At 36.3% G+C, this 23491-nt stretch carries 19 protein-coding genes; 10 read left to right on the forward strand and 9 right to left on the reverse strand.

The features are described from left to right. Window positions 1-122: 122 nt before the first annotated feature. The 6 genes from K4L44_10005 to K4L44_10030 all read left to right on the forward strand — a co-directional run bounded on the left by K4L44_10005 (window position 123) and on the right by K4L44_10030 (window position 8030). Window positions 123-1046 carry a 3-phosphoglycerate dehydrogenase gene (locus K4L44_10005; GenBank protein QZE12921.1) on the forward strand — a complete coding sequence of 308 codons (924 nt, stop codon included), beginning with the start codon at window positions 123-125 and terminating at the stop codon, window positions 1044-1046. 165 nt (window positions 1047-1211) lie between these two features. After that, complete coding sequence (locus K4L44_10010; GenBank protein QZE12922.1) at window positions 1212-2459, forward strand: DUF1015 family protein; 1248 nt, start codon at window positions 1212-1214, stop codon at window positions 2457-2459. A gap of 149 nt (window positions 2460-2608) precedes the next feature. Continuing rightward, window positions 2609-3763, forward strand: a complete 1155-nt coding sequence (locus K4L44_10015) for a hypothetical protein (GenBank protein QZE12923.1) — start codon at window positions 2609-2611, stop codon at window positions 3761-3763. After that, window positions 3735-4274 carry a hypothetical protein gene (locus K4L44_10020; protein ID QZE12924.1) on the forward strand — a complete coding sequence of 180 codons (540 nt, stop codon included), beginning with the start codon at window positions 3735-3737 and terminating at the stop codon, window positions 4272-4274. The genes K4L44_10015 and K4L44_10020 overlap by 29 nt, the downstream gene beginning before the upstream one ends. A 707-nt stretch (window positions 4275-4981) precedes the next feature. Beyond that, window positions 4982-6175 (forward strand): saccharopine dehydrogenase family protein, encoded by a 1194-nt coding sequence (locus K4L44_10025; GenBank protein QZE12925.1) that lies wholly within the window; start codon window positions 4982-4984, stop codon window positions 6173-6175. A gap of 304 nt (window positions 6176-6479) precedes the next feature. Further along, window positions 6480-8030 carry a sulfatase-like hydrolase/transferase gene (locus K4L44_10030; GenBank protein ID QZE12926.1) on the forward strand — a complete coding sequence of 517 codons (1551 nt, stop codon included), beginning with the start codon at window positions 6480-6482 and terminating at the stop codon, window positions 8028-8030. Between the two features lie 59 nt (window positions 8031-8089). On the opposite strand, the gene xerD is transcribed toward K4L44_10030, so the two are convergent. After that, complete coding sequence (gene xerD / locus K4L44_10035) at window positions 8090-8989, reverse strand: site-specific tyrosine recombinase XerD (protein QZE12927.1); 900 nt, start codon at window positions 8987-8989, stop codon at window positions 8090-8092. Between the two features lie 213 nt (window positions 8990-9202). On the opposite strand from xerD, the gene aroQ reads away from it, so the two are divergent. Continuing rightward, complete coding sequence (gene aroQ / locus K4L44_10040; protein ID QZE12928.1) at window positions 9203-9625, forward strand: type II 3-dehydroquinate dehydratase; 423 nt, start codon at window positions 9203-9205, stop codon at window positions 9623-9625. A gap of 215 nt (window positions 9626-9840) precedes the next feature. Here aroQ and K4L44_10045 read toward each other — a convergent pair whose 3' ends face one another. The 3 genes from K4L44_10045 to K4L44_10055 all read right to left on the reverse strand — a co-directional run bounded on the left by K4L44_10045 (window position 9841) and on the right by K4L44_10055 (window position 14582). Beyond that, window positions 9841-11472, reverse strand: a complete 1632-nt coding sequence (locus K4L44_10045) for a glycoside hydrolase family 18 protein (GenBank protein ID QZE12929.1) — start codon at window positions 11470-11472, stop codon at window positions 9841-9843. Window positions 11473-11983: 511 nt separating this feature from the next. Further along, window positions 11984-12391: a DUF5606 domain-containing protein gene (locus K4L44_10050; GenBank protein QZE12930.1), complete on the reverse strand. Its 408-nt coding sequence runs from the start codon at window positions 12389-12391 to the stop codon at window positions 11984-11986. Between the two features lie 130 nt (window positions 12392-12521). Beyond that, complete coding sequence (locus K4L44_10055; GenBank protein QZE12931.1) at window positions 12522-14582, reverse strand: TonB-dependent receptor; 2061 nt, start codon at window positions 14580-14582, stop codon at window positions 12522-12524. Between the two features lie 153 nt (window positions 14583-14735). Here K4L44_10055 and K4L44_10060 point away from each other — a divergent pair, with 153 nt between their 5' ends. Further along, on the forward strand, window positions 14736-15452 hold the full coding sequence (locus K4L44_10060; protein ID QZE12932.1) for a TonB family protein: 717 nt from the start codon (window positions 14736-14738) through the stop codon (window positions 15450-15452). A 173-nt stretch (window positions 15453-15625) separates the two neighbouring features. Here the strand turns inward: K4L44_10060 and mnmA are convergent, their stop codons facing one another. The 3 genes from mnmA to K4L44_10075 all read right to left on the reverse strand — a co-directional run bounded on the left by mnmA (window position 15626) and on the right by K4L44_10075 (window position 18079). Next, window positions 15626-16684 carry a tRNA 2-thiouridine(34) synthase MnmA gene (gene mnmA / locus K4L44_10065; protein ID QZE12933.1) on the reverse strand — a complete coding sequence of 353 codons (1059 nt, stop codon included), beginning with the start codon at window positions 16682-16684 and terminating at the stop codon, window positions 15626-15628. Between the two features lie 74 nt (window positions 16685-16758). Then, a complete protein-coding gene (locus K4L44_10070) occupies window positions 16759-17343 on the reverse strand; it encodes a DUF4956 domain-containing protein (GenBank protein ID QZE12934.1) in 585 nt (194 codons plus the stop codon). Then, window positions 17336-18079: a VTC domain-containing protein gene (locus tag K4L44_10075; GenBank protein ID QZE12935.1), complete on the reverse strand. Its 744-nt coding sequence runs from the start codon at window positions 18077-18079 to the stop codon at window positions 17336-17338. The genes K4L44_10070 and K4L44_10075 overlap by 8 nt, the downstream gene beginning before the upstream one ends. Window positions 18080-18243: 164 nt before the next feature. Between K4L44_10075 and K4L44_10080 the strand changes: the two genes are divergently transcribed. Beyond that, window positions 18244-18930: a hypothetical protein gene (locus tag K4L44_10080; protein ID QZE12936.1), complete on the forward strand. Its 687-nt coding sequence runs from the start codon at window positions 18244-18246 to the stop codon at window positions 18928-18930. Between the two features lie 7 nt (window positions 18931-18937). Further along, window positions 18938-21148, forward strand: coding sequence for a RelA/SpoT family protein (locus tag K4L44_10085; protein ID QZE12937.1), 2211 nt, complete (start codon window positions 18938-18940; stop codon window positions 21146-21148). A 108-nt stretch (window positions 21149-21256) separates the two neighbouring features. On the opposite strand, the gene K4L44_10090 is transcribed toward K4L44_10085, so the two are convergent. Next, window positions 21257-22039, reverse strand: a complete 783-nt coding sequence (locus K4L44_10090; protein ID QZE12938.1) for a hypothetical protein — start codon at window positions 22037-22039, stop codon at window positions 21257-21259. A 6-nt stretch (window positions 22040-22045) separates the two neighbouring features. Then, window positions 22046-23143 (reverse strand): hypothetical protein, encoded by a 1098-nt coding sequence (locus K4L44_10095; GenBank protein ID QZE12939.1) that lies wholly within the window; start codon window positions 23141-23143, stop codon window positions 22046-22048. Window positions 23144-23491 lie beyond the last annotated feature (348 nt).

Below are 23491 nucleotides of genomic sequence, written 5' to 3' on the forward strand. Positions count from 1 at the left end.
TGTTGTAGAACATTTGTAATCCAGTGAAATAGGGAGCTATTTTTTTACAAAAAATGATTGTTGTCATGTTTGTTCCATGAAATAAGCTCTAAATTTCACTATAATTTTAAGCTATGACAGTGATGAAAAAAATATTAGTTGCTACAGAAAAACCATTCTCTAAAGAGACCACAAATTATATGTTAGAAACTGCTAAGAGTCTAAATGTAGAGGTGGTATTATTAGAGAAATATAGCTCAAAAGAGGAACTATATGATGCACTGAAAGATGTTGAAGGATTGATTGTAAGAAGTGATAAGATCGGAGCTCAAGAGATGGATAAAGCCCCTAAATTAGAGGTAATTGTTCGTGGTGGTGCAGGATACGATAATATTGATTGTGAATATGCTAAACAAAAAGGTATTGTGGTAATGAATACACCAGGACAGAATGCCAATGCAGTAGCAGAGTTAACTTTCGGTCTTCTTCTTATGATGACACGCAAGAAATATTCAGGAAATCAAGGGTTTGAAATCTCTGGAAAAAGTCTTGGAATCTTAGGTTTTGGAAACATCGGTCGTAGAATTGCAAACTATGCACTCGGATTCAATATGGAGGTTGCTGCTTGTGACATCTTCCTTAAACCAGGGGAGACAGGTAATGACAAGGTTGCATATTGCGCGACAGTAAAAGAGTTGTTTGCAAATAACCAGGTGATCTCTTTAAATATCCCTGCAACCAAGGATACTATCAATAGTATTGGTTATGACCTACTCATGTCGATGCCTAAAAATGCGGTAGTTATCAATACAGCACGTAAAGAGGTAATTCATGAAGAGGAACTTGCCAAAGCACTTAGTGAAAGAACAGATCTACACTATGTAGCAGATATTGCACCTAGTAATGCACAAGAGCTTTTGGAAGAGTATGGGAAACAGGTATTCTTTACTGCTAAAAAGTTGGGGGCACAAACAGAAGAGGCAAATTTCAATGCAGGAAAAGCAGCATTGAACCAATCAGCAAAATATCTAAATGAGAAGGTAGCTGATTTTCAAGTAAACAAGTAATGTCTTGTTTGGGTAAGACACAAATTCATCATGAACCCTAATGTCGTCGGTCCCCTACAATGTTATTCTGTTTACACTATCGTGAAAAAACAAAACAATCAGATATGCAGGAGAGCAAGTTCTCTCCTGCTTCTTTAGAGTGTAATTTAATAGAAAACTAAAAGTATGGCTATTCTAAAAGCATTTAAAGGTTTACGTCCACGTACAGATTTGGCAACACAAGTTGCTTCTCGTCCTTACGATGTCCTCAACTCAGAGGAGGCAAGAAAAGAATCTGAAGGAAATCCATATTCACTTCTTCATATTATCAAACCGGAGATTGCCTTCGAAGCAACTATGGATGAGCATGCTCCTGAGGTGTATGATAAAGCGGTAGAAAAATTTAAGGATTTTCAACAAAATGGATGGCTAGAGCAAGACAAAGAAGACAAACTCTATATTTATGCTCAGACCATGAATGGTCGTACCCAATATGGAATTGTTGGATGTGCTGCGGTAGACGATTACATGAATGGTGTGATCAAAAAACACGAGCTTACCCGTGCGGATAAGGAAGAGGATCGAATGAAACATGTGAGAAATACACAAGCCAATATGGAGCCCGTATTCTTCTCTTACCCTGCTGTGAATAGTATTGATGCATTTGTAGAAAAGTTTGTTGCAAACCACAAGCCAGTGTATGATTTTGTTGCAGAGGATGGCTTCGGTCACCACTTTTGGGTGATAGACAAACCTGAAGATATTCAATTTATCACAAAAGAGTTTGCTAAGGTTCCAAATACCTATATCGCAGATGGTCATCATAGAACTGCTGCTGCTGCCCTCGTTGGAAAAGAGATGAGAGAAAAAAATCCTAACCATACAGGAGAAGAGGAGTATAACTTCTTCCTTGCAGTACACTTTCCTGACAACCAACTGAAGATTATAGACTACAATCGAGTAGTGAAAGATCTTAATGGAATGGCTACGACTCAATTCTTAGATCTTTTAAAGACAAAGTTTGATTTTGTAGACTCTTCAAATGAGGTTCTAGAGCCACAAAAACTGCACCAATTCTCTATGTACATCGAAGGGAAATGGTATCGTTTTGATGCAAAACCAGAGATGTGTAATGATGACGATCCTATTCAAGGGTTGGATGTCACTATTCTTTCGGACCATATCCTAAATCCAGTATTGGGAATTAAAGACTTAAGAAGAGACAAGCGTATCGATTTCGTTGGGGGTATTCGTGGCTTAAAAGAACTAAGCAGACGAGTCGACTCTAATGAGGTGAAGGTGGCTTTTGCACTCTATCCTGTTTCGATGAAACAACTGATTAATATTGCAGATACAGATAATATTATGCCTCCCAAAACAACTTGGTTTGAGCCGAAATTACGTTCGGGTCTTGTTGTACATAAACTACAATAGGCTATAAATCAACACTTACTAAAAGTTAACAAGTCATTATAACATATAGAGTAATGACTTGTTGACTTTTTTTTGTATTTTTACATATTGTAAATTGCTTACAATATTCTTTTGCCCAAAAAGAATTCATTGTTTTAAATAATGAACTCATGAAACGATTGACTTACTGCATTCCTCTACTATTGCTTCTTTGGGGACACCTTCCCCTAAAAGCACAAGACACCTTATATTATAACCAATGGTTTGAACGAGTACCGAAGGAGATTAGCAGTTATACTACAGTCATCGAAGTAATCAATAAGAAAGCCAACATCACTGTATATAACAATGATGGGAACAGGGTCCATATGAGAGGTTTTCTCAATGGGAAGAAGGCTGTACCATGGGATGGACGTTTTGTATGGTTTTATTACAATGGGAAGACCAAACATGAAGGTCTATTTAAAGAAGGAAGGCCAGATGGTGTACACAAATACTACTGGGATAATGGAAGGGTAAAAGCAGAAGAGAACTACCAGAATGGCATCTTAACAGGGAAATTAAAGGAATACTATAAAGACGGTAATATTCGAGCAGAGTCGAATATTACTCAAGGAATTTTAAATGGATACACCGTTGTATTCCACCATAATGGGAAGAAGAAAGCAAAAGGAGCATATCGTAGAGGGAAAAAGAATGGAGAATGGCTCTTCTATGACACATCTGAAAAGGTGGTAAAAAAGATCAATTTTCAATCCCTTTTTACTATTGACAAAGGGAAACTAGAGATCGAGTTTCCATCAAATAATTGGAAGTTAGTACATAAAGAAGGGAATGATAGTACCAAACGTCAGATATTAACCTTTGCATCGAAACCAATCTCTATAAAAGAGGTGGGGACAACTACCCCAACAGTTACAATTATAACAGAAAAGGTAGATTGGATGCAAGATCTAGTCTACTACGCCACCAATATGCGACTTAGATTACCTTACCATAGAGAGAAAGATCTTTCTTGGGAAAAAGGGGATTTCAATATTAGACGTACGATGGGGTATATGGGCAGACGTTACCAAGATGGTCCCTACACAACTAAAGGGGTAGTGATTACGCAAGTAAATAGAGGGAAAGCAGTTACCGTTATTGAAGAGGTTAATGAGATCTTATTCAACAAGAACCAAGACTATTTTATGGATGTCATAAGATCGGTGAATGCACCGATACCAAAAAAAAGTAGTAATATTGCAGATAAATCGGTAAAAAAGAAGCGTAGAGGATTATTTAAAAGAAGAAAGAATGAAAATAGAAAATCAAAAAAGAGCTGAAGATAAGTTCCTTCTAGGAGTTAACCCAACTTCAAATAATGAGAATGATTTCGAAGTGGTTTTTCATAACCAGTTTCCCTTCTTCTCTTCAAAAGTGTATCCTATCTCCATTCAGGATCTTAGCGAGAAAGAGGTACCGATGTCAACATACTCCGCATACATCAATGGAGAAGGCGATCTAGAGATATTCCGTATTGAAATGATGGGATACGATAAAAACAGAGAGCTTGAAGATTATATAGAACACCTGAAGAGTCTAGAAGAGTGGTATCTAGATTACCTATCTTGGTTAGATGAAAGAGAGTTAGGAAAGCCTGGAGTAGCAATTAAAGATTTCTCGACAGAGATGCCTGGGCTGAAGATCATCAAAGATAGTGAAGGATATATGCTATTAGGCCACCAGCTTGTTGTGACCTTTGAGAATGAAGATGATATGGATGCATTTCTAGAGCAAGAGCTTGAGATTCCAGAATCTAAATTAGATCATGGAATCATTAATACTTTTGAATAAAGAAAGTTAAAAAGACAGGAAATAGAGAACATATTCATCAAACAGATGTTTCAATAATTACATAAGTGATGTTTGAATTACCTCCATCGTGTCATATTATTTGTTTGTTCTGTTTTTCTATTTTTAGTTTTAATCTATTTTTTTCTACTAATACACAATATAACACGGAGGTTTTAAGAGGATGCTCATAACCAGGCATCCTTTTTTATTTGTACCTATTTTATAATAAAAAAATTAAGGTAACGGCTCATTCTACTAACAAATATCTCTGCTAGTCATGGAACAGAAGCAATGCGTCTCCCAGATATTGCATCACCATTTTAAGAGTCCATTATTTCAACCACATGTCGTAGAGAAAAGCCACGTACTTATCTAATGATAACAAGCCCCATTCAACTATATCTCCCATTACAACAATCTAGAATAGACACACTGTTCAACACACAGCAAGCAAGAGTATCGTGGTTCCTTTTAATTACATATCCAAACAGAGTTAAACCATCGATACGAACATGCAAAATATTTGCATACAACGAAAAGGCATGATCTGAGTAATACAAACGCTCCCAAAGCCAAAATAAGCTACAAGAGTGATACAGTAATATCTTTTTTTTCTTCTCTATCCAATCTATTTCGAAACATTCGTATCTTTGTATATTCAAATAAAAGGATATATCCTTATTAATTAACATTTATTCTTTTCTAAAATGGGTAGAGTTTTAGTTATTGGTGCTGGTGGAGTTGGATCGGTAGTGATTCAAAAGATGGCGCAACACCCTGATCTATTTTCAGACATTTTGTTGGCTAGTAGAACAGAGTTAAAATGTAAAGATATTGCTTCGAAAATATCAGGAGTGAATATCACAACAGCTTCTGTTGATGCTGATAACGTAAAAGAGGTCGTGGCACTTATCAATGATTTTAAACCTGAGTTGGTTGTCAATGTAGCCCTTCCTTACCAAGATCTTCCGATTATGGATGCTTGCCTTGAGACGAAAGTATCGTATTTAGATACTGCCAACTATGAGCCTATTGATGAGGCTAAATATGAGTATAGTTGGCAATGGGCATATAAAAAGAAATTTGAGGAAGCGGGAATTACTGCAATATTAGGTTGTGGCTTTGACCCTGGAGTAACAAGTATTTTTACTGCCCGTGCAGCAAAGCACCACTTTGATGAGATCCACTATTTGGATATCGTCGACTGTAACGGAGGAGACCATGGAAAAGCTTTTGCTACCAACTTTAATCCTGAAATCAATATTCGTGAAATTACCCAAGAGGGGAAATATTGGGAAGATGGGAAGTGGGTGGTAACCAAACCACATGAGATTCATAGACCTCTTGATTATCCCAACATTGGAGAGAAAGAGTCATATCTAATCTATCATGAAGAGCTGGAGTCTTTGGTTAAAAACTATCCTACGATCAAACGAGCACGATTCTGGATGACATTTGGTCAAGAGTATCTAACTCACCTTCGAGTAATCCAAAATATAGGGATGGCAAGTATTGAACCAATCATATATGAGGGGAAAGAGATCGTACCAATTCAATTTCTTAAAGCAGTGCTCCCAGATCCAGGAGACCTAGGAGAGAACTATACTGGCGAAACTTCGATAGGATGTCGTATCAAGGGAGTAAAAGATGGTAAGGAGAAGACCTACTATATTTATAATAACTGTAGCCATCAAAAAGCATTCGATGAAACAGGAATGCAAGGAGTAAGTTATACTACGGGAGTCCCTTGTATGCTTGGAGCCATGATGTACCTTAAAGGCATTTGGAAAAAACCAGGTGTATATAATGTAGAGGAATTTAATCCAGATCCATTCCTTGAACTTCTAGGAGAGAATGGATTGCCATGGGTCGAGAAATTTGACGTGGACTTAGAGCTATAATAACGATCCTACAATATAAAAAAGTCATCATTCATTTATTTGGATGATGACTTTTTTTATCTGTAAAGAATTAGCTCCACTTTTCTTTATAGATAAAAATACCCCACAAATTGAATAAAAGTCTCCTAGAGGATCATTCTCAAGATAAAATGAGACAAAATTGTTTCCATCGATTGAAAATATTAACCTACATTAATCGTTCAAGAGATAGGGCATAATAGACCAAAAAACAGATCGTATAGAGGATTTTTACATAACATATCCATATATTTGATAGCTTAAAATTAACTTATTAATTACTGAAATGAATCAGACACGAATTACAAACACAATTGGTGGAGCATTTCTTTCTCTTCTGATGTTGGGTACCACATCTTGTAAAGAAGACGCTTCAAAGAAGGAAGTTAAAAAGCCTAATATTATCATTATAATGGCAGATGATTTAGGGTTTGGCGATGTCAGTTGCAATGGTGCAACAGAGATTAAAACCCCAAATATTGATAAGATTGCTACAGGTGGTATTCGTTTCACCAATGGATATTGTGCTTCGTCCACTTGTACTCCTGCAAGATATAGTATGTTGACTGGAGCTTATCCTTGGAAAAACAAGAAAGCAGAAGTACTTGCTGGAAATGCACCTCTACTTATTGACACTACATGGAACACACTTCCTAGAATGCTTCAAAGTCAAGGATATAAAACCACTGTTATTGGAAAATGGCACTTGGGACTTGGGAATGGAAATGTAGATTGGAATAAAGAGGTGACACCTGGACCGCGTGCTATTGGTTTCGATTCAGAGTATATCATGGCTGCGACCAACGATCGTGTACCATGTGTCTATATTAATAATGGACATGTTGACAACTTAGACCCTAACGATCCGATCCAAGTAAGTTATAAGAAGAATTTCGAAGGAGAACCTACGGGAAAAAATAATCCTGAAATGTTAAGGATGAAGACAACGCAAGGGCACAACCAATCAATCATCAATGGCATCTCGCGTATCGGTTTCATGAAAGGTGGAAAGAGCGCTATTTGGAAAGATGAAGATATGGCAGACCTTTTCTTAGAGAAGGCAAAACAGTATGTGACTGACCATAAAGACAAACCATTCTTCCTATACTATGCACTACACGAACCACACGTTCCACGTCTACCAAACAGCCGTTTTGTAGGGAAATCAGGTATGGGATCACGTGGAGATGCTATTCTTGAGGCAGACTGGTGTGTAGGTGAATTTATGAAACACCTTCATAAACTAGGATTAGATGAGAACACCATTGTCATCTTTACGAGTGATAACGGTCCTGTTACAGATGATGGATATGCAGATCAAGCAGACGAACTTCTTGGAAATCACAAACCTTTAGGACCACTAAGAGGAGGTAAGTACAGCCTTTACGATGGTGGAACGCGTATTCCTTTCTTTGTAAAATGGACCAACCATATTAAACCAGGAGAATCGAATGCTGTCGTAACGCAATTAGATTTCCTTGCTTCTTTCGCAAGCCTTCTTAACGTAAAAGGAATCGATTTAAAGGACAGCGAAGACCATATGGATGCAATCCTTGGAAAAGATCTTAAAGGACGTCAGGAGCTTGTATTTGAAGCTTTAGGACACAAAACAGGACTTAGACAAGGGGATTATATCTATATTCCTCCTTACAAAGGAGGACACTATATCAGTTGGGGAGTAATGAACGAAACAGGAAACTCTAAAGAAGAGCAACTGTATAACATTACGGATGATATTGCACAACAGAAAAATCTTGCTGAAACCAACCCAGCAGTTCTTAAAAAGATGAAAGAGAGATATCAAGAGTTAACCAAAGGTTACAAGTGGGGACACTAACAGGTAATACTAAAAAAAGCCACTTTTATAAAAGGTGGCTTTTTTTAATCTATCTCTTATTATGATCTTGGATGGTGTCTATTCACTGTATCCTTCAAATAATCTTGATCAAGGTGGGTATAGATCTCAGTAGTAAGAATTGATTCATGTCCCAACATCTCTTGTACTGCACGAAGATCCGCTCCTCCCTCGATAAGTTGAGAAGCAAAAGAGTGTCTAAAAGTATGTGGACTGATATTTTTATTTAGCTTCACTTTATCAGCCAACCCTTTGATAATGGTAAAAATCATCACCCTACTCAATTGACGACCTCTTCTATTAAGGAATAAGATATCTTCACTATCGGCACTAACATTTAAGTTTACACGATACTTCTCTACATAATCCTTGATATCGTTAATCGCCTTTACACTGATAGGTACCATGCGCTCCTTCTCTGACTTCCCCTCTACAACGATATACTCCTCTTCGAAGTGTAGGTTAGAGATCTTTAAATTAACAAGTTCTGATACACGTAAACCACAGCTGTAAAGTGCTTCTATTATCGCTTTATTACGTACTCCTTCAGGTTTCTTAAGATCGATAGCATCAATAATTTGATCAATCTCATCTGGAGTCAAGATATCTGGTAATTTACGCCCAATTTTTGGGCTTTCAAGAAGTGTTGTTGGATCAGCCTCAATAACATTCTCCATCAAAAGGAACTTAAAGAAAGATTTGGTTCCTGAAATTGTCCTAGCTTGTGTTCGTGGACTCACGTTATTACTGCTCATCCATTCTACAAAAGCTCTAAGATGTTCAAGTTTCACCTCCTTAGGTGTAATATTCTTATATTCGGAAGTCAAAAAAGTTGTAAGCTTATTGATATCATTCATATAAGCACTTACGGAATTTTGAGAAAGAGATTTCTCGAGACGTAGGTATGTCTCATATCCTTTTTTACATTGATCCCAATTCATAACTAAGCAATTAAGTTTCTAAGTAAATATTTCGTTTCTGTCTAAGCGTTTCTGTTTACAATAATAATTAGCTTCATTAGAAAAGCCTCATAATATATTGTTAAATAAATATAACAATATTATTTTATTTATTTAAAGGAACTACTAGATAATATTATTTTTATCTTACTTTATATTTGTATAAGGAATAAAAAACGTTATTGTTCAATCAACATGAAGAAAATATTAATAATTAATGGCCCGAACCTTAACTTATTAGGAGTTAGGGAGAAAACAATCTATGGAGATCAATCTTTCGAAGCATACTACAATGAACTGACAAAGAGATATCCTAAAATAAATTTTGATTATTTCCAATCCAATATTGAAGGAGAAATTATCGATAATATCCATAAAGTTGGTTTTGATTTTGATGGAATTATTATCAATGCAGGTGCTTATACCCATACATCCATTGCTATTCGTGATGCCATTGCTGGGGTAAACACTCCTGTTATAGAGGTACATATCTCTAACACTTTAACAAGAGAGGCATTCCGTCACGAATCGATTATTGGACCGGTATGTAAAGGAAGCATTATGGGATTTGGACTAGATTCATACAGGTTGGGTATTGAAGCAATATTAGGCTTTTAAAAAGAATTAAGTCTATATAAAAAAGTCTAGAAGAGCAGTGCCAAAGAGACACTTTTTTGTGTGAAATCGAAAAAAGGCATGAAGATCCAATTCTTCCTACAATACAAAAGCAGTAAAAAGATTTTTTATAATCTTTTTACTGCTTTTAATTTATACTATATATACTATTTTATATCAAAGCCCTTAATTAGAAAAAAAGAGGCATGAAACACTCCTTATATCTCGTTATATTTTTCAAAAAGATTTGTTAACATCTCCGCTTGATCGGGGGCTTCATTTCCAATATTAAACCAACCAAATCCTAAAAGCTTCTCTTCATTGACAAATTTAAGCTTAGCAGATATCGACTTTTGATCTTCGGCATAAACACGAATCCAATCTTTATCATCTTTGTAGTCGTAAGTGTAACACTGCTCTTTTTCGTGCCATACTGCTTCTCCTCCTTCATACACTTTATGGAATTTCATTGGAATATAGCCCACCAACATTAAGTGACGGTCATTCATCTTATTGACAACCCAACGATTTCCATAAAGAGGAAATATCGGAACCAATTTATTTGGGGGAACTCCTTTTGCATAGAGCTCTTTCACTCTTTTCTTTACAATATTTAGAGGAGAAGAGAATTTACGAGAAAAACCATACAAAGAAGCAGTTACGAACTCCGTACTCTTCGCAATTTCATCATAGTCCCATGCTCTATAGTCAGTAGTTACACTAGCCGTAACAGACAGATTACGATCCGACTGCTCTTTAAAGGTAGTATTCAACACTTGAATAAAACGACAAAGATGCTCTTTTCGATTCAACCCAGTCTCTTTAAACGATTTGAAGTTAATATTGACCCCATCAAGATTATTACGGTTCAACATATCTTTCAAAGATAGAGCAAACTCTGTCATATGGTTTTCATCACTCAACAAACTAGTAAAGTAATCCAATCGAAACTGGTCATCTCTATCAATCCCAGCAACCAAATTAATATAGACTCTCACCCCTTTTTGGTGAAGTGAGTTAATCAATTCAGCTTGATCGATAATAAAAGAGCCTTTACGAGCCAAAAAGATCGAGTTATCGGTTGCAATACGGAAATCAGAAAGAAATACATGACTAAAAACAGAAGGCTCAATCTGAGAGCGACGATATGTCATCTCTTTGTTTAGCTTAATAAATGCAACATTATACATACTATGTTTCCACTCTCTTTGGGCAAGAGGTGTCGATTTCGTATAAACTAAAGGAATATATCTTGGTTTATGAGAATCAGCCATTTTTGCAGCATATATCGATCGTCCTTTATTAAAGAAGAACCCTTTAGGGTCAAGTTCAATGTTAGTATCTTCAGGTATATCGCTACGAAGATAAATGGACACAATTAGTTTCGCCTTGCCATCGGTAAAATTGATATGACGATCAAAATTAATCTTAGCATCTCGATCTCCCTTTACCACAAGATGTTTTGCCAAAGGCTTATCTTTGGAATCAAGCTCCAAATCATTGGTTTGATAGATCGATATTGACTCAATATATTGAGAAGCAGCTTTCTGGGAAAGATCAAAAACTATCTTATTGGGTTTACTTCTTTTATCGGATGGCTGAATAACGTCAACAAAACCCCATACCACATGTTCATCATATGAAATACTTGGCCTATTCTCACGAATAAACTTAACATCTCCCTTCAATGTCGCAGAAGCTTTATTAAAAATATCTTCACGAATCGAATACCTATCTTTATCCTTTTTTCCAGATAAAGACATACTATTGGTAGAACGAGAACAACTAATAGATCCCAATAATAAAAGGGATACAAAGGCAAATGATAAAAATATATTAACTCTCTTCATAGAATTATGTATAATAATACAAAATAACGATACGCGACTAATAAATAGAAGATTTTGATTCATTATCAACACGATAAAAGTGTTTCAAATCAAAAAATACTCTCTTTCAAAAGTCTAAATTAATCAATACTATTTTGATTTAAAAATATTATATTAAACATTTCGTAAAATATAGAAAAATAAAATATACTAAACCTATAGGAATGAGTTACATTACTTGCACCAGATAGTGGAATATATATTTTAAAATTATTAAAATTAATCGGCATCCACTTGTGTTGAATATGCACAATATTTATGTCCATAAATTTTTCCTATCAAAAAAGATCTCCTATGAAAAACATGAATAGAGTAAGTCAATTTTATTCAGAAAAAATGAAGGATATTGAGACATGATATACCCTCCCAAGGGAGATAATAAATAATTAAAAAAAAGAGGATATCTCGCATGAGATACCCTCTTTTTTAATTATTTGATTCCGTGTAATAATCAAAAATTAAAACTTAATAATTAAGCTTTCTCTTCATTCTCTTCCTCTTCGTCAAAGATAAGGAGTTCATTTTCTTGAAGAATATTATACCACTGGAAAACTTTTTTCATATCAGATACATAAACCTGAAACTCATCGTAATTAGGCAAGATCTCAGCAAAACGAGCTTTGATCTCATTCGCAGATTTTTTGTGGCTAACTGTCTTAGCACCATCCTCTTTTTCAGATATTTTACGGAAAACTTCCACCAAAGGGATATCACCCTCTGTTGTAAAGATTGAGATATCAGCCAATGCACTAATCTTAGATGTTGCATAAGCTGGTAAACGCTTTCCATCGACAACCGACTCCACAATAATACTGTTTTTAGCTTCTGAAACTACTTTATATAGACCTGGACGACCTCCAATAGCTAATATTTTCTTCATACGTCAAAAAATTATAATCACTTTTATTTCCAAAGCACGAATATAACAACATATTTCTAATTGGAACAGTGTAACTCCTATAATAAAACAAAGTTATAAAGAATTTCATCTCTAAAAGGAAATCTTTATTCTACAAATTAAGCTTGTAGCTTATACCTAATCGGACCCATCTACCAGGCTGCTCAACAGAGCCTATATCTACATAAGATTTATCAAATAAGTTAGCCACTTCACCATAAATATTCATTGCCTTATGAATATAAGAAACACGAACATTGGCAACGACAAAAGGATCATAATCTTCAGTATATGGCTTCATTTGGGCATTATAGGCAGTATAACTACCATTTCGACTCTGGTAAGTAACCTTCCAATTAGCCACAATGGGACCATAAATCGTATGAGTCACCCCAAGATCAACCTTCGCTTTCAAATAGTCAAATAGATAGGCCGAATCGTAGTGATCATTCTCTTCCAAGTTCTGATTTAAGAAGGCATAATTAAGAGATATTTTCTTTAGGAAACAGTTAGAGAATGGAATGTGAATATCACCTTCCACTCCATAGGTATTTAAATTAGAGATATTTTCCGCCACATATACGGGGTCCTCATTACCTACAGGTGCCAACCAATCGATCATATTTTCAGTCTTTCGGTAAAATACATTTATTTTCGCTTGAACAGATGATCCATAATACTTCAATCCAGTCTCATAAGTAGTTCCCTTTTCTGGTTTCAAATTAATATTTCCTTTTATATTCGGAGAGTTGTAATAAAGGTCCGTATAGGTAGGTAATCTTAAAGCTCGATTCGCTGAAGCTACCCAGCGAAGCTCATCAGTAATTCCATAACCTAAAGTTACTCCTGGAGCAAAGAAGACACTCTCATCCAAATCACTATTTTTAACAGCCATCGCAGAGAGAGACACATCCAAATTACCAAGAGTAAAATCATCAGAGACAAAAAGACTATAGTTACTTCTCTGATGACCCTTATCATACATAGCCTCCGTAACCCCCTTAATCTCTTTGGCACTCTCTTTAATTTCTCCCAACACATTACTCATGATACCCTCATAACGATAACTAAATCCTACAGCAATCTTCCCTACAGGAGAGTGAAACCAGCTATCTAGATTCACACCTAAAACATCAGTTTGGTGATAATTATCGGTGATATACCAAGAAGGAGCCACAGATCGATCACGATAAAGTTTAAAATGATCAACTCCTCTTCGGTAATAGACAGAAGGAGAAAGGTGCATCCTCCCATAATCTTTCATCTCAATAGATGAAAAAAACGTCTTTATCTGTTCGTATTGGTCTGGATATTTAGGAGTATAAAACGAGTTGGCACCATAAGCATTGTCTACATAACCTGCTTGAAAACGTAGTTCTCTCTTTCTTGTATGATATTTCGAAGCAATGTAGTAGTTGGTAATATCAAAATCAGTATTGTCGATATAACCATCACTATGTTTGTAACCTGCAGAGACAAAATTGGTCCATTTTCTTGAAGCAAAACTAGCGGATAAACCACCATTGAAGTAACCGAACTGACCCCCATCAACTCTTGTTTTAATAGAGGAGGTATCCTCCGAGTCTGTAATGATATTGATTGCACCGGTAAAAGCATTCACCCCGTAGTTTACACTAGCAGCACCATTGAGAATCTCAATACGCTTTATCGCATCCATTGGAATTGGTATATTTAATGTATTATGTCCTGTTTGTGGATCATTGATGCACATTCCATTAATCAGAACGGCAACTTGCTCGGAAGTACCCCCACGAATACTCATATCGGTTTGTACTCCCATTCCTCCACGTTGTCTGAAATCAACCCCCATGGCATACTCAATAAGATCTTGTACGCTTTGAACTGGTGCTAGTTCAATCTCTTTACGATCTATGACTGTGACCGACCGGTTGACATCGGATAATAAAACAGGAACTCTCTTGGCAGATACAGTAATCTCGTCCACCTCATGAACTAAAGTATCCTCTTCCTCTGGAATTTTTTCCACTACCTCTTGCGCATTGGCATCTAACGATGGTACGAGTGCAATATAGGTAGACATTAGTGCAGCAATATGGACCACACGTTTGATTGTACTAAAAGCACTATAAGCGTGCCCGTTCCACCTCTTAAAAACAAGAGCAGAACTTCTTAATGAATTGATTGATTTCATACATGTATAGATTTAGACATAATAATATAATACGGTACAAAAATAAACTAGTTGGAAATAAATAGCAATATAAAAGAACATTGTATATGAACTATTTGTTAACTAAATATTAATTGTATATTTACATAGGATTCATTCTCAAACGATACGGTTATGAAACAGATCATTTTATATATATTCATTTTGATGTCACTAAGCGGATATGCCAACAGAGTATATTTAAATAGTGACTTTAAAAAGACAACCAAAGCGAAAGCTTCCTACTATAGAGATATAGAGACAGAAAACAAGATATTTGTAATAAAAGACTTCAGCATCACAGGAATAAAACTAAGAGAGGGACTTTTTAAAGATAAATCGGCAAAGATCAAACATGGGAAAATTAAAGAATACTACTCATGGGGTAACATTGCCTACATCTCACACTATGAAAACAACAGCCTTCAAGGGAAAAGACAGAGCTATTATGCCACTGGAGAGTTAAAAAGAGAGGAAGAGTTTCAACATGGTGAACTTATCTCGGGCAAATGCTTTAACAAAGATGGTACCGAGACTCCATTCTTTCCATCTCTAAAGATGCCGACGTTTGATTCTAATAACGAATCTCTCAGTGCATTTATCAACAGAAATATATATTATCCAACCGAGGCATACCAACTGGGAAAAGAAGGCAGGGTACTTGTAAGCTTTAAAGTAGATTCCGATGGAAAGGTATCCAATATTAAGATCCTTAAATCCAGCAATATACTCTTTAACAAAGAGGCAAAAGAGATCATTAGAAAGACCAATAAGAGGTGGCAAAGTGGATTATATGAAAACATCCCTTCAGCAATCACCATGACCATTCCAATTGATTTTACTCTAAATTAGAATCACTTTAATGAAACAAAAAGAACTCTTTGGTGTTATACTTAAGACTCAATTTTTGTATTTAATCTCAGCAACTTTGGTAATATATAGAAGCCTTAGCCTTGAGAATTAGTGAAACTTCGACATCTTTGTCAAAACAGCGCCTATTATCTTTAATAGGCGCTGTCTTTTTATTAATAATTCTCAGCAATCCAACCTCCTGCGACCACTCTCCCATGATGGTAGAGTGTTGCGGTCTGTCCTGGTGCCTCTAGGATCTCCGGTTCATGAAGTTGCACCACCATCTCGTCTCCATCAACAGACATAACATGTCCTAAGACATACTGTTTTCTATAACGAATACGTACTTCCAACGCGTCGTATCCAAGCAGGTTGGGATCCGTAAGATGGATATCTTTCAATAAGATTCGTGAAGTTAGAAGATTCGACTTATCTCCCAAGATAATCTCTTCTCTATCCACATTCATTCCAATCACATAAAGTGGCTTATTGAAATTTACACCAAGACCTCTTCTCTGCCCAAGCGTATAGTATGGAACACCCTGATGCTTACCTAAGAAAGCTCCCGTTTCATCTACAAAGTTCCCTCTAGGAATCTGCACCCCATACTGCTCATAAAGTTCTTTAAGAAATAATCGATAATCCTTGCCTTGCAGAAAACAGACCCCCATGGAATCCTTTTTAGTTGCGACCTTCTGAAAACCTCTTTGGGCAGCCATCTCTCGAATCTCCTCCTTGTTGTATCTCCCCAAAGGAAAGATGGTTCGTGAGAGAATCTCTTGAGGCAATCCCCACAAGAAGAACGACTGCTCTTTTTCTGGATCAAGACCTGAATCGATATAAAAGATCCCCTCTTTTTCTACCACCTGCGTATAGTGACCTGTAGCAACATAATCACAACCATATCGATCTGCAGCTTCAATAAGATAGGGCCATTTGATAGTATTATTACATAAAACACATGGATTGGGAGTGATACCTACCTGATACTGCTTCATAAATGTCTCCACAATAGTTTGTCGAAAATCAGAGCGAATATCTACAGTATAGTGTTCTATTCCTAATCGATGAGCAAGCGTCTTTGCATCTTCAACAAATTGTGGGGTCTCTTCTTCTGTATCAAACATTCTGAATGTCACCCCTTTCACCACATACCCTTGCTCCTGAAGGAGCATTGCAGAAACACTACTATCTGTCCCACCACTCATTGCCAACATTACACTCTTTTTCATATCCCGCATTAAGAAATTTCAAACCTAAAGTGTGGCAAATATACAGTTAAAACGCAGAATGAAACCCAAAACAGTTATAAAAAATAGACTACTAAGGTGGCGGTCTCTTTGAGCATATCCACTCCCGAGATCTTCACTTCAACCACCTTTAAACCAGTACGTAATTTAATATCTTCGATCAATTCATCCTGTTTCTCTGGTGAGATCAAATCTAGTCGATCATACACAATATCGATTGTCGAAGGCCTTCTATGGTATAAAAGTCTCTCGGTCACTGCCAAAATCACCCAAATAACAATATTAGAAGCAACCACATGATTGGTGAAGAAGAAATCAAAAGAGAGGGCATTAATCAGCGACACCGCAATGCCAACAAACAGATAGGTCATCTCTTTTATGGGGATAGGATCTGTTCTAAAACGGATAATCCCGAAGATTGCAAACAGACCTATAGCCAAAGAGAGCTGAAACTCTACATGATGAAGAAGAAAGGATAGCACAAACACACAGACACTAATCGCAATAAAAGAGAAAGTGAAGTCTCTCTTCAGCCATGTCGATGGAGTATAGATTAACCCAAAGATGACAAAGACAGATACTATTTGAAAAAACAATGGACTAATAAAAGACCAAGGTAAAGAGACAAACGGTTCACTCATAATTTCTATTTTTTTTATTCAAATATCGTGTTATCATTTTCCGTTTTTCTGGGAAGAGGTTCGGATTCAGTGTCCCTATACCATAGCAATACTTACTAAAATTGATAGGATATATAGCTCTCTCTTTCAGAAATCTACAAAACATACTTTGTAAAAAATGCTCCCCCTTCACCTCCACAATAGCAAAACCTTTCAGCAACGAAATAAATCGACCATCATCATAGATAGACAGATCTAAATCAATAGTCACCTTTTCGCAAGACGTGAAATCATAAAACGAAGAGCGAAGATATCTATTTACCAGCGAACAAAACAACTTTTCGTTATCCTTTGCAACAGAAAAAAAATCAGGACAACCATCGACTTCTCCCTCAACAACCTCTCTTGATTTTTCCATTCGCCCTCTAGCACTCTTTCTCTTGATCTCCCAAAACGATTCTCCTGTCAAGAGGTAGTTTCTTTTACGGAACTTCAGACGTGGTCTCTTCCCTCTAAAATGGTCTTTCGCACATCGTAAGTTATCCGTATCGTAATATACATTCTTATAAGTTTGTATTTTTTTACCATCAACAGACAAAATTTGGAACGATCTTTGAAGATACGTCAGGATAGAAGGCAACATCGTCTCGGGAACAATAAATTTCTTATCATTCCTCGACATAAAAGAGGGCTTCTTTTTCAACTCTTTTAAAGTCACAATGCGGAAGTCTAGTTCCTGTATTATATTCTCGATCATCTTCTACAAACTAATAGTAATTTTGGAACAAAAACAATCTCTTATAAGTTTAGCTTATCACAGTATTAAAAATACACAAAAAGATGTTCAATAACTTTACTTTAACCTTTTTGAATGATATTTTTTTTTAGTTTTGATTAAAGCCACGAAAAACAAGTAGCAATATGAAAAAGATCTTTACAACACCAAAGAAATACACTTTTGTATTCGCGTTATTACTCTTATCTACTTTTTCTTGGGCTCAAGAATCACAGTCGATGCCAAGCCAAAGTAATATGAATCGATCCATGTTATCTGATGGCATGTTCTATAACTACTTCACCCCATACTACCTATCCCCAAATATCCTTATTGAGAAAGACTCAATAGGAAAAAATGATATGGTCATGGAGGTAGGCACCTATTTTCAAACAGACTTTGATCATTTTAACGAACTAGGAGTTTATGTAAGTCCCTATATACAAGGACGACTCTCTAAGAATTTAGTATATACTCTACAACCAACCATAAGCAACCATAATCTATGGATGACAGGAAGCAATAAACTGCCTAGCGGAATGAATATGAGCTCGTATGCTAATTTTCAACAAATCGGAGGAAGTGCTTTTCTTGGTTACGAAATAAATGAACATTTCGAAGTAGGGGCAGGAATTTATGGAAGTGCTGCTTTTTCAAACAGTAGGGAGATGCAACAGGTAATCAACAACATGCACCAAATTGGAGCTTCTGTCTATACAAGATATAAAACAGATAACTTCTCTTTTACCATGCAATTTGATTACTCAAAAGTGCCAACCTATACCATGCCTATTAGACAAAACAACCTAGATCTTCCTAGAACTAAACGTTAAAATGAGAATGATTCCTACAAATATAAACATTAAAGAACTAGAGCTACAACTTCACAACTACTGTTTAAACAGACTCACTGAAGAAGAATATCACAAAGTAGAGAAAGCTCGTCTTGAAGCCCATGAAATACTTTCGGAAAAGACTCTTCCTGATGGAGAATCATACTATTCTCACTCCCTTGGAGTGGCACTGATTGCTAGCCTTGAGATGCGATTGGCATCCGACTCCATCATCGCTTCGCTTCTGCATAACACCGTGAAGATGCAAGAAGACCAGCAAAAGTACCTAAGTAAGATTGAGGCAACCTACGGTGCTACTGTAGTCACAATACTGAATGGATTTATTAAGATAAACTCGTTAGCAAAAGACAATATTGCAGTCCAAAGCGATAATTTCAGAAGGCTAATGATGACGCTTTCTGGAGACATTCGTGTTATCTTGGTTAAAATTGCAGACCAACTTAGGGACATGCGGAATCTACACTATTTTCCAGAGGAAAAGAAGCTTCTTTTTGCGCATGAAACAAACTACCTATATGCCCCTTTTGCACATAGACTAGGACTCTATAAGATCAATTCTGAACTTCAGGATCTATGGCTGAAAACGATTCATCCTGAAGATTACGATTATATCAATAAACAACTTGAAAAAAGTGGCTCTTTTAGGGAAAACTTTGTGTCCGAATTTGTAAAACCTATCGAGAAAAAACTTCTTGAAAAGGGGTTCAAGTTCGAGATGAAAGCAAGATCTAAATCGATCTATTCCATCTGGAATAAGATGAAGAAAAAGAAGGTCGACTTCGAGGATGTACATGATATTTTTGCCATTAGAATCATTCTGGACTCACTCCTAGAAGAGGAGAAATCTAACTGCTGGCAAGTATTCTCTATTGTTACAGAACACTATCAAACAAACCCAAATAGGCTGCGTGACTGGATATCCATCCCAAAATCCAATGGATATGAATCCCTTCATACAACCGTTCTAGGTCCTGGAAACAGGTGGGTAGAGGTTCAGATACGTACCGAACGAATGAATGATATGGCTGAGAATGGGCTTGCAGCACATTGGAGATACAAAGGAGGTAAAGGATCTGCAAATATTGACGACTGGCTAAAATCGGTAAAAGAGATTCTTGAAAATCCAGAACTGAATCCCTTTGACTTTATTGACGAATTCAAAACCAATGTCTATGAAGACGAACTATTTGTTTTTACACCCAAGGGAGACCTTAAGAAATTACGTGCAGGGTCCACACTTCTTGACTTTGCTTACGACATACACTCTCAAATCGGAGATCAATGTATTGGGGGACTAGTAAATGGAAAAAAAGTATCGATCAAACATGTTCTGCAAAATGGCGACCATATCTCCATCGAAACATCTAAGAACCAAAAACCTAAACTGGATTGGCTCGACTTTGCTGTCACCACGAAAGCCAAGTCTCGCATTAAGGTCAGTTTAAATGAAGAACAACGAAAATTAGCCGAACATGGTAAGGAGATCGTTAAACGTAAATTTAAAAACTGGAAGATAGACTATAACGATAGAGTGGTACAAGAGATACTTGATCATTATAAAATAAAATTATCCAAAGACTTTTATGCGGACATTGCATTAGAAAAACTTGATATCTTGGATATCAAAAATTTTATTAATCAAAAGATTGAGAAAGATACAGAACAAGAGGTTACTATAAGCAATATAGAAACTCTTTTGGGTGAAGATATAGCTCAAAATCTTAATATTGATGGTTCCGATGATTTCTTGGTCATTGATAACAACATTACCAATGTTGTATACAAACTGTCTAAATGTTGTAATCCTATTTTAGGAGATGACATCTTCGGTTTTGTTACGATAAAAGAGGGTATTAAAATACATCGAAAAAGTTGTCCTAATGCACCTCAGATGTTGGAAAGGTATCCGTACAGAATGCTCAAAGCAAAATGGAAAGGCGAAAACAATACAAAGAAAGCATTCCAAGCCAGCATCCATGTAACAGGTGTCGATCAATCCAATATCGTAGGGGAAATCTCTCAACTAGTATCTAAAGAGGTCGGGGTTCAGATGACCTCCATCTCTTTTGACTCGGGAAATGGCCAAATACAAGGGGTAATCAAAGTATTTGTACACGATCTAGACCACCTAGATTTCTTGATTAAAAAGCTACGTAATGCCAAAGGTATAAACTCTGTCTCTAGAGCAGATGGATAGCATTAAAATATACAGCCAATGCTTCCTTGTTTATGGAAACGTTGGCTTTTTTATAGAGGAAAGCTTCATTCGTCCATGAAGTTAGAATATAATCTAAACCAATCTACTCTACAGTTGTAATTGTAATCCCAAAGAGAATATCTGATTCCACTCTCGATAGGTATGTATTTTAGCAGTATCATAATTTATATACCTCCAATCGTAATCAACAGTAAAAGCCAACCAATTCATCAAATCCCAACAACCGCCCATTGAAAAACGGAAGTCCACATATGATGGTCCATAAAACTGAACCACAGACTCCTCCTCACTCGGTCTACTATATATTTGATATGACTTATCGAACACCATGGAAAAAAGAGCATATTTGGCCACCGCATGAAATCGAAGTCTCTCTCCAATATCCTGATTCACCGCAACTACTGCAGCATAGGAGTTATAAGGAGTAAGATCTGATTCGTTAGGAAAGAACAATGCATCACTATGATATTGTGAGATATGTTCTCTCACCCCCAAGTATAGAGCGGCTCCAACAAACAATGAAGTGGTTTTTCCTCGTTGAATATTTTTCATCAAACGATACTCTAGCTCATACAGATTTGCCTTTAATACACTCTCAGGAAGGGTTGCCGTTGGATCATCAAATAGATAAGAGATCTCCCCATTCAACATACGAAAAGAGACTTGATGTTTCAACCCTTGCTCTCTTCCAAAACCATATTGTAACTGATACTGCAACTGTTGACCTGAATGTTTCAAGCCAGTAAACTGTTCATTCTCTACCGATGTATTTCCTAAACCTGTTTTAATATCAAATACATGTTTCATCTCCTGCCCTATTCCAACAAGAACACAAAGAAAAAAGATCGAAAAAATAGTTATACGTTTCATTATGTACTAGTTGTTTTGGTTTTCTATATACTCTACTGCACGAAGTAAAGGATAGTCTACGACTCCCGACTCCACTGTTTGACTCTGATTAAAAGCCTCCATATCACTAGGGGTAATCAGGACCTCTGGAATCACTCCAACCCCTTCTAAAGAGGAACCATCCATTTTTAATACCTCCTCTACAGGGATAGACATAATCCAACCATTCTTCATCTGAAGAATGTTAATCCCTGAAAATATACCCATGGTCGTATCTCCCATGGTTGTAACATATTTGCCATAACCAATCCCTTCGGCAAAATGCTCTCCTGCACTTCCATTTCCAGATCCAATCAATACCACCACTGGACGGCTATATTCTCCATTAGAACCCTTATAAATTAACTTATCACGTGATGGTTTTAAGTCGAAAATCCCTTCTCCACAACGAGTATTCTTCTTAAAAACTTGCACGTCTTCTTGTAAAAAAGGAGAAGCCAAAACACCACCAAGCTCAGACGATCCTCCACCTTGAGAACGTGCATCGATCACAACCCCTTTTGTATCTTTAAAAGAGCCAAGGATCTCTTGAACCATTCCGTCATACTCTTTATTAGACACACCATCTTGAAATCCTCCAAATGTATGGGTATCGATATAACCTATATCATGATTGTCTCCTATAAAGCCATACGTAAAATACTGGAGATTATCACTACCGTAGAGATCCTGCATCTGATAAATCTCTCTCTCTCCATTAAAATAGTAATCAAGAAACAGGGTATTATCTTCGGACCAATTATTCTCTCCTGCATTCACAAAAAGATTATTGCCTGTCAAGGAGACATGACCATCCTTTACCTCATTTACAAGAATCTCACCACATAAATTAAATAATGCCTTTCTACTCATCTCCTCATTGACTCTACCTTCATACTTTGACTTTACGGTTTTATACCAATCGATATCTCTAACCCTAAAGTTCGCATAAACCCTTCCAAACGTATAAAAGAAATCATCATACACCTCTCTGTTAGTCTTCTTTGAGGATGGGTTGTCAAATAGAACCTCTTCGCATCCAGCTAATAAGAGGACACAACATAACAACAGTTTTAATTTTCTCATAAATAGTTCGTTTTAATTACCTCTTAATACGCAACGATTTAATATCCATTGCACGACAATCTCTATTTTACATATTATTTATATTTTTTAAATAATATAGAATAATATCCACGCTCTTAAACAAATGGTAAACAAAGAGGTGTAAAACAGCCGTTATTGGCACGATACAGGAGAAAAAGAAGACATAATGAGAGTAAAAACAGGGCAAACGATATACTATCGATGGAAAAAATAAAGAATAAGACCTAAAAGTCTAGTAATCTAAAAGGCCGTAAAAAAGGGTATCTATAGAGATACCCTTTAAACCTAACCTAACCTAAATTCCTATGAAAAAATTTGCTTTTCCCT

The organism is Prolixibacteraceae bacterium, from assembly GCA_019720755.1.
Lineage (GTDB): Bacteria > Bacteroidota > Bacteroidia > Bacteroidales > Prolixibacteraceae > Halosquirtibacter > Halosquirtibacter laminarini.

Bases quoted from the DNA above. Each gene is read 5' to 3' on its own strand.
- K4L44_10005 (QZE12921.1), top strand. From the start codon at position 123: ATGAAAAAAATATTAGTTGCTACAGAAAAACCATTCTCTAAAGAGACC.
- K4L44_10010 (QZE12922.1), top strand. From the start codon at position 1,212: ATGGCTATTCTAAAAGCATTTAAAGGTTTACGTCCACGTACAGATTTG.
- K4L44_10015 (QZE12923.1), top strand. From the start codon at position 2,609: ATGAAACGATTGACTTACTGCATTCCTCTACTATTGCTTCTTTGGGGA.
- K4L44_10020 (QZE12924.1), top strand. From the start codon at position 3,735: ATGAAAATAGAAAATCAAAAAAGAGCTGAAGATAAGTTCCTTCTAGGA.
- K4L44_10025 (QZE12925.1), top strand. From the start codon at position 4,982: ATGGGTAGAGTTTTAGTTATTGGTGCTGGTGGAGTTGGATCGGTAGTG.
- K4L44_10030 (QZE12926.1), top strand. From the start codon at position 6,480: ATGAATCAGACACGAATTACAAACACAATTGGTGGAGCATTTCTTTCT.
- xerD (QZE12927.1), bottom strand. From the start codon at position 8,989: ATGAATTGGGATCAATGTAAAAAAGGATATGAGACATACCTACGTCTC.
- aroQ (QZE12928.1), top strand. From the start codon at position 9,203: ATGAAGAAAATATTAATAATTAATGGCCCGAACCTTAACTTATTAGGA.
- K4L44_10045 (QZE12929.1), bottom strand. From the start codon at position 11,472: ATGAAGAGAGTTAATATATTTTTATCATTTGCCTTTGTATCCCTTTTA.
- K4L44_10050 (QZE12930.1), bottom strand. From the start codon at position 12,391: ATGAAGAAAATATTAGCTATTGGAGGTCGTCCAGGTCTATATAAAGTA.
- K4L44_10055 (QZE12931.1), bottom strand. From the start codon at position 14,582: ATGAAATCAATCAATTCATTAAGAAGTTCTGCTCTTGTTTTTAAGAGG.
- K4L44_10060 (QZE12932.1), top strand. From the start codon at position 14,736: ATGAAACAGATCATTTTATATATATTCATTTTGATGTCACTAAGCGGA.
- mnmA (QZE12933.1), bottom strand. From the start codon at position 16,684: ATGAAAAAGAGTGTAATGTTGGCAATGAGTGGTGGGACAGATAGTAGT.
- K4L44_10070 (QZE12934.1), bottom strand. From the start codon at position 17,343: ATGAGTGAACCGTTTGTCTCTTTACCTTGGTCTTTTATTAGTCCATTG.
- K4L44_10075 (QZE12935.1), bottom strand. From the start codon at position 18,079: ATGATCGAGAATATAATACAGGAACTAGACTTCCGCATTGTGACTTTA.
- K4L44_10080 (QZE12936.1), top strand. From the start codon at position 18,244: ATGAAAAAGATCTTTACAACACCAAAGAAATACACTTTTGTATTCGCG.
- K4L44_10085 (QZE12937.1), top strand. From the start codon at position 18,938: ATGATTCCTACAAATATAAACATTAAAGAACTAGAGCTACAACTTCAC.
- K4L44_10090 (QZE12938.1), bottom strand. From the start codon at position 22,039: ATGAAACGTATAACTATTTTTTCGATCTTTTTTCTTTGTGTTCTTGTT.
- K4L44_10095 (QZE12939.1), bottom strand. From the start codon at position 23,143: ATGAGAAAATTAAAACTGTTGTTATGTTGTGTCCTCTTATTAGCTGGA.